Source organism: Streptococcus sp. HMSC065C01, from assembly GCF_001813525.1.
Classification (GTDB): domain Bacteria; phylum Bacillota; class Bacilli; order Lactobacillales; family Streptococcaceae; genus Streptococcus; species Streptococcus parasanguinis_V.
The window spans coordinates 22,012-29,154 of sequence record NZ_KV812828.1 but is presented as its reverse complement, the minus strand read 5'-3'; the positions used below and the strand labels follow the sequence as shown (position 1 = coordinate 29,154).

3 protein-coding genes and 3 pseudogenes are annotated in these 7,143 nt (G+C 44.1%); 3 read left to right on the top strand and 3 right to left on the bottom strand.

Annotated elements, in window-relative coordinates:
- Positions 1-1,035: pseudogene (locus HMPREF2918_RS11735) on the top strand (hypothetical protein); the annotation flags it as partial.
- A 15-nt stretch (positions 1,036-1,050) separates the two neighbouring features.
- A complete protein-coding gene (locus HMPREF2918_RS11485; RefSeq protein ID WP_256263166.1) occupies positions 1,051-1,521 on the top strand; it encodes an MSCRAMM family adhesin SdrC in 471 nt (156 codons plus the stop codon).
- 632 nt (positions 1,522-2,153) lie between these two features.
- Here the strand turns inward: HMPREF2918_RS11485 and HMPREF2918_RS11480 are convergent.
- Positions 2,154-2,396 (bottom strand): annotated as a pseudogene (locus HMPREF2918_RS11480) (hypothetical protein); the annotation flags it as partial.
- A 54-nt stretch (positions 2,397-2,450) separates the two neighbouring features.
- On the opposite strand from HMPREF2918_RS11480, the gene HMPREF2918_RS11475 reads away from it, so the two are divergent.
- A complete protein-coding gene (locus HMPREF2918_RS11475) occupies positions 2,451-2,813 on the top strand; it encodes a hypothetical protein (protein ID WP_256263165.1) in 363 nt (120 codons plus the stop codon).
- 261 nt (positions 2,814-3,074) lie between these two features.
- On the opposite strand, the pseudogene HMPREF2918_RS11470 reads toward HMPREF2918_RS11475, so the two are convergent.
- Both HMPREF2918_RS11470 and HMPREF2918_RS00520 read right to left on the bottom strand, forming a co-directional pair.
- A pseudogene (locus HMPREF2918_RS11470) lies at positions 3,075-4,484 on the bottom strand (accessory Sec-dependent serine-rich glycoprotein adhesin); the annotation flags it as partial.
- A gap of 181 nt (positions 4,485-4,665) precedes the next feature.
- Positions 4,666-7,143: MucBP domain-containing protein (locus tag HMPREF2918_RS00520; protein WP_256263164.1), on the bottom strand; the 2,478-nt coding region annotated here is incomplete at its 5' end.

Genomic DNA, 7,143 nt, shown 5'->3' with positions numbered 1-7,143 from the left:
GTTGACACTGATTCTGATACAGAAACCGACTCGGACGTAGACACTGATTCGGATACAGAAACCGATGCAGACGCTGAGACTGATTCAGACGTTGAAACCAACTCAGAGGCTGAAATTGACTCGGATGTTGATACTGATTCAGAGGCTGAAACCGACTCAGACGTAGAGGCCGACTCAGAGACTGATGCTGACTCAGAGGCTGACGCTGACTCAGACGCTGATTCAGAAGTTGACGCTGACTCGGACGCAGAGGCTGATTCAGAGACTGAGAATGATTCTGATGTTGAAACTGATTCAGAGGTTGAGACAGACTCGGATGCAGAAACCGACTTAGATGCAGAAACTGATTCGGATGTCGATTCCGATTCAGACGTAGACACTGATTCAGATACAGAAATCGACTCGGATGTTGATACTGACTCGGACGTTGAAACTGACTCAGACGTTGATACTGATTCGGATGTCGAGAGTGATTCAGAAGCAGATGCAGATTCGGATGTTGATACTGACTCAGACGCAGAAGCTGATTCGGATGCAGATGCCGATTCTGAGGTAGACACTGATTTGGATGTTGAAACCGACTCAGAGGCTGAAATTGACTCGGATGTTGAGACAGACTCGGATGCAGAAACCGACTCGGATATTGAAACTGATTCGGATGCTGATACTGACTCAGAGGTTGAGGCTGATTCGGATGTTGACACCGACTCAGACGTAGATACTGATTCAGAGGTTGAGACTGATTCAGAAGCAGAGGCTGATTCAGAAGTTGACACTGACTCAGACGCAGAAGCTGATTCGGATGTTGACACTGACTCAGATGTAGATACCGACTCAGACGTCGAGACTGACTCAGATGTAGACACTGATTCTGACGTTGACACTGATTCCGACGCTGAGACTGACTCGGAATCTGATGCTGACTCAGAGGTTGACGCTGATTCAGAAGTTGACGCTGACTCGGACGCAGAGGCTGATTCTGACATTGAAACCGACTCTGAAGTCGAAACTGACACTGAAGCAGAGACTGACTGACTTTCAGATACTGAGGTGCTCAACGATGCTGACAATGATTCAGAGGTCGAGATTGACTCAGACGTTGAGACTGATTCAGATACAGAAACTGACTCAGAGGTAGATGCCAACTCTGAGGTTGAAATTGACTCAGACGTAGATACAGATTCAGAGACTGAAACTGACTCAGAGGTCGAGACTGATTCTGAGGTTGAGATTGATTCTGACGCTGAGACGGACACTGACACAGATTCAGACGCTGAGACTGACTCCGATGTTGATGCCGATTCAGAAGCAGACACTGATTCTGAGGCTGAAACTGACTCAGATGTAGAAACCGATTCGGATGTTGATACTGATTCTGATGTAGATGCTGACTCGGACGCTGAGACCGATTCAGAGGTTGATGCTGATTCAGAGGTTGATGCTGATTCTGAGGCTGAAACTGATTCAGAGGCTGACACCGATTCAGAGGTTGAAACCGACACCGAAGTTGAGGCTGATTGACTCTCTAATACGGAAGTGCTCAACGATGCTGATTTTCTAGCGGACTCACTCAAAGATACTGATGCAGACTCAGATTGCGATTGGCTTACGGATTTTGAAGCCGACTCGCGAGTCGATTGACTTAGTGACTCTGATACCGACTGTGAAAGCGATGCTGATGCTGACTGACTCACTGAAACAGAGGCGCTCGTTGAAGCGGATGTCGAACTTGAGACAGACTGGCTAACCACCTTGGATACACTCGCCGATACCGAAGCAGACTGCAAGGCACTGACACTTGCAGAAGCTGATTCAGAAACCTTCTCAGATTCAGATTTTCTTGTCGATACAGATTGACTCGTTGAAGCGGATTGAGATTGAGAAATCTCCTTGCTCAACGATTGACTGCGAGATAGACTTGCTTGAGCTGAGACACTTGCAGAAGCTGATTGACTTAGTGAAGCTGACAAACTTTGTGAGCGAACCGAGCTCAGTGACTGGCTCAATGAAACGCTCTGCTGAGCCGATACGCTCTGTGATTGCTTAGCACTTAAAGACTGACTGATCGATTGCGAAGTCTTCGCAGATGCACTCTGACTGTTTGATACAGACTGACTGTGATCGCTATCTGACAGTTTCACCGCTACGACATTGGTCGTACTATCTTTATAAGTAATGGTGACTGTACCATCACTATTAACCGTATAGGACTTAATCCGGTTAGCTACCTCTGGGTTGACTGCCGACACAGCAGCAATCACCTTGCTCTTATCTGCATCAGTCAATGCTGTCAGGCTGGTCACCTGAATAGTGCTTGTCGGCGCCACACCTGGCGTACGATCAGCGAGACGCCCCTGAGTAATCCGAATCTCACCCAAACCGTTTGGACGGTTCATATTGGAGGCATTGTCAATAGCCGCAACGTTGCGTTGCCATGTATTTCGGTAGGTATGGTAAAGATCATCCTTCAAATGAATGGTCGTTGTGATGGTTGCAGGGTTCGCACTGGTAGCCGTAATATCACCCGTGATAAGAGCAATATTACCAGTTCCGTACTGGCTACTACCAAAGAAATTGCCGTTCAAGGCATTGTCATTCAAATCGGCTCTTGCAACGACTTTCATTTCTTTAAGCTTGCCACTGTCATCCGTTGCCGTGAAAGTCAAAACAGCATCATCGCCAGCATAGATGGTATAGTTTTTTCCACCACCTTCGAGAGGCGTAGACTTAGGTTCCACACCATCGACAGTCAACTTGGCCGTCACTTCAGGACGCGTTCCGTCAGTTACAGCCACGGAATTACTGGCATCTGAATACACCGCATAATCACCATACATGATGCGAGCTTTGGCTGTTACACCACCCGTTTGTAACTTAACAGTCGGCGTCACAATCGCTTGACCCGAAGCATCTGCCACTGCTGTTCCGATTTCATCATCATTATTGTACAAGACAACAGTAGACCCTGGCTCAGCCCCCGTCACCGTTACAGGTGTTTGAGTATAGGCTTTCTCTAGTAAGCGAGTCTCAACCGTCGGTGCTGCTAGGCGCTTAACAGGAGCAGTTACATCATTTGTGGTGTTATCTTTATAAGTAATGGTTACTACACCCGTTGCTGAGACGGAATAAGACTTAAAGTCCTTAGAGGTCGCAATATTTGGGTTAGCAGTCTTAAAAGCCTCCCAAACCTTATCTTTTTCGGCTTGAGCGAGATTACTTGTGTCATTAACAAAAGTACTCGTTGTCACAGTCGTAATCGGATTACGAATACCATCATTTTGCGGCAAGACCTGGATTCGTAGCGTACGTGTCACTGACTGCTTAGCCGTATTCGTCACTACAAAAGAAAGATTATAAATTTTTCCAGGCGTTACGACTTCTGTCTGGCCAACAGTTCCCATAATATTAAATGCTACTGCACTATTTCTTAGTGCCGACGTCTGAGGAAAATTGATGCCATTCACACGATCACTACCAGAAGCGTAGCCAAGGCTTTTAATACTATTTCGTGTAGGAATGGTTTCAACAACATTATAAGCCTGATTGATGTAGTCAGAGTTATAAACAGAAATCAAGGCATTGTTAGCCGGACCTAAATTATACTGGGGTGCACGGAGGCTGGTATCTGTGTCAATACGGTTCCCATTTCGAGGGTCGCGCTGACCAGATGTCGCGCGCAGCACCGCGTTGACCAAACGATTCCGAGCGGTTTTTGCTTGACTTTCCACGGCATCGATTTGAATTGCCGGATTGGACAAACCTACACGAATAGCCTCCAAAGCCAGATCTCCATTTTCAATAGCAGTTTCTGTCCCAGGGATTTCCAGAGCCTGTGCCCGATAGGTGTATAAATCCAAAGCTAAGACTTGCAGACGCTTCACCTGGTCTTCCGAGCGAGTGGTCTGAGCCACTGCTACTTTCTCACTCGTTTCAGAAGTAGCTACATGAATAGCGTCATTCTCTGAGAGAGTGCTACTAGCAATTTCTGAAGTGGACGGACTCGCTGAAGCACTGACACCATGAGATTCACTCAAAGACACCGATTGAGACAGAGAAAGGCTTTCACTAGCTGACTCTGAAAATGAGATGGATTCACTTATGGACTGACTCGCTGAGACAGAATCCACAGCAGACATCGTACCCAAAACAAAACTATCCTGATCAACAATGCCGGTCGATGGGCTAATTTCAGACCCAACAGTCGTATTCATCTCATTTTCCTCGGCAAATACTGGATTGGCAACCGTGGTCGCCCCAGCCAGAGCCCCTAGCACAACCATCCCTTTAACCAGATCCGCAGGCATTTGACGTGAAGAATCATCATATCGAACCACAATATTTTCATCCACACCACCTCGCATGACACGAAATAGGCCTAACCGAGAAACAGATGCCCGTACCCAATTCTTTCCTGATTTGATCAATTTATAACGCGTGATTCGCTCCGTTTCGCGAAAATCACCCTTCGAACGTTTAAAAAACATGTTCGCTCCTTAAATTTTAGATATCGAGTTATTATACACTAATTTTCCCCAAAAGTAACTAATTAAGACTAGTTTTTAACACAAATAACAGCATACAAAAAGAGAACCCGAAGGTTCTCTTTTTGGATCCTTTTTCATTTCCCACATACTTGAAATGACCGAATCAAATTAGGATAGAAGATTATTTTTCTTCTTCTTTGCGACGTCCAAGTGCTGCAACCCCTGCAACCCCTGCAACTGCTCCAAGAAGAGCTGAAGCTACAGATCCTGTTTCACCAGTATTTGGAAGTTGTTCAAGAGCTGGAGCTGGTTGAGCCGGTTGCTCAGGAACTGGGTTCACTGGTGTGTTTGGTGTTGGATCCATTGGTTTATTAGGTGTTGGATCTACAGGAGTATTTGGTGTTGGAGTTGGTGGCACTGGAGTATTTGGTGTTGGAACGGTTGGTGTCTTCACAAGTTTGTAAACATAAGTAACGTTCTTATCACCTTCGATAACTTTACCTGTTGTTGGATCAGTTGTTGTCAAGTGACCTTGTCCATCAACTTTACCTACTGGGTAGTTACCTTGTGGTACCAATTCGTAAACTTTACCATCTGGAGTCACGATTGTCTTAGGACGATTATCCACAACTGTATCGTAGTCTTTACCTACTGGTTGATCTTTCTCATCAACCACTGATGTCTTGATGGTCTTACCATTTTCGTCCACATAGTGAACGTAAACATTACCCTTAGGTTGAGTTGGTTCTTCTTTAAGTTTGTAGATGTAAGTTACGTCTTTACGTCCTTCGATAACTTTACCTGTTGTAGCGTCTGATGACTCAAGGTGACCTTGTCCATCAACCTTACCTACAGTGTAGTTACCTGCTGGAACCAATTCATATGTCTTACCATTGTATTGGATTTCTTTTGGACGGTTGTCTACAACTGTATCGTAGTCTTTATCAACTGGTTGATCTTTTTCGTCAACTACTGAAGTCTTGATAGTGTTACCTTCAGTGTCTTTGTAGTGAACGTAAACGTCACCTTTGACTTCTTTGTAGACGTAAGTGATGATTGAACGTGGTTTATCAACTTTACCTTTAATTGGATCAGATGATTCCAAGTGTCCATCGCCGTCAACTTTACCTACTGGGTAGTCACCTTTCGGTACGATCTTGTATGTCTTACCGTCTGGAGTCTTGATTGTGTTAGGTTTTTCACCTTCCTCAGTTGTGTTATATGGTGTGTCATATGGTGAGTTTGGTGTGTCTTGACGAGGTTTCTTGATTTCTTTACCTTTTTCGTCTACGTAAGTGATGATAACGTCACCTTCTTTAGGTTTCGTTGGATCTTCCTTAAGTTTGTAGACGTAAGTGACATTCTTATCACCTTCGATTACTTTACCAGTTGTAGCGTCATCACCTGTCCAGTGACCTTGTTCATCGACTTGACCTACTTTGTAGTTACCTGCTGGTACCAATTCGTATGTCTTACCTTGGAACTCGATTGTTTGTGGACGGTTGTCTACTACTGTATCGTAATCTTTATCAACTGGTTGATCTTTTTCGTCAGTGACATCGTCTTTAATCTTGTTACCATTGACGTCTACATAGTGAACGTATACATTACCCTTCACTTCTTTATAAACGTAAGTGATAGTTGATTTAGGTTTGTCAACTTTACCTTTAATTGGATCAGATGATTCCAAGTGTCCATCGCCGTCAACTTTACCTACTGGGTAGTCACCTTTCGGTACGATCTTGTATGTCTTACCGTCTGGAGTCTTGATTGTGTTAGGTTTTTCACCTTCCTCAGTTGTGTTATATGGTGTGTCATATGGTGAGTTTGGTGTATCTTGACGAGGTTTTTGAATTTCCTTACCATCTTCTTCACGGATGTAAGTGATGATTACTTCACCTTCTTTAGGTTTCGTTGGATCTTCCTTAAGTTTGTAGACGTAAGTGACATTCTTATCACCTTCGATTACTTTACCAGTTGTAGCGTCATCACCTGTCCAGTGACCTTGTTCATCGACTTGACCTACTTTGTAGTTACCTGCTGGTACCAATTCGTATGTCTTACCTTGGAACTCGATTGTTTGTGGACGGTTGTCTACTACTGTATCGTAATCTTTATCAACTGGTTGATCTTTTTCGTCCGTTACAGATTCCTTGATCTTGTTACCTTCAGTGTCTACGTAGTGAACATATACATTACCCTTAGGTTGTGCTGGTTCTTCTTTAACCTCTTTATAAACATAAGTAATCTTAGAAACTGGTTTTTCTACTTTACCTTTGATTGGATCAGAAGTTTCAAGATGTCCTTCACTATCAACTTTACCTACTGGATAATCACCAGCCGGTACACGTTCGTATTTCTTACCTTCAAACTCAATGTACTTAGGTTGTTCATCGTTCTCAGTAGTGTCATAAGGCGTGTTGTAGTCTGACTTAGGAGTATCTTGACGTTGGACTTTAATTTCCTTACCATCATTCTCACGGATGTAAGTAATAATAACTTCACCTTGAGGTTTTTCACTTTCAGAATTTGATGAAGAGTTAGATGCTGATGCTGATACTGATGTAGAAAGTGAAGTTGAAGTACTCAATGATTCTGAAATGGATACAGAAGTTGATACTGATTCAGACGCTGATACTGATTCTGAAACTGATGCTGA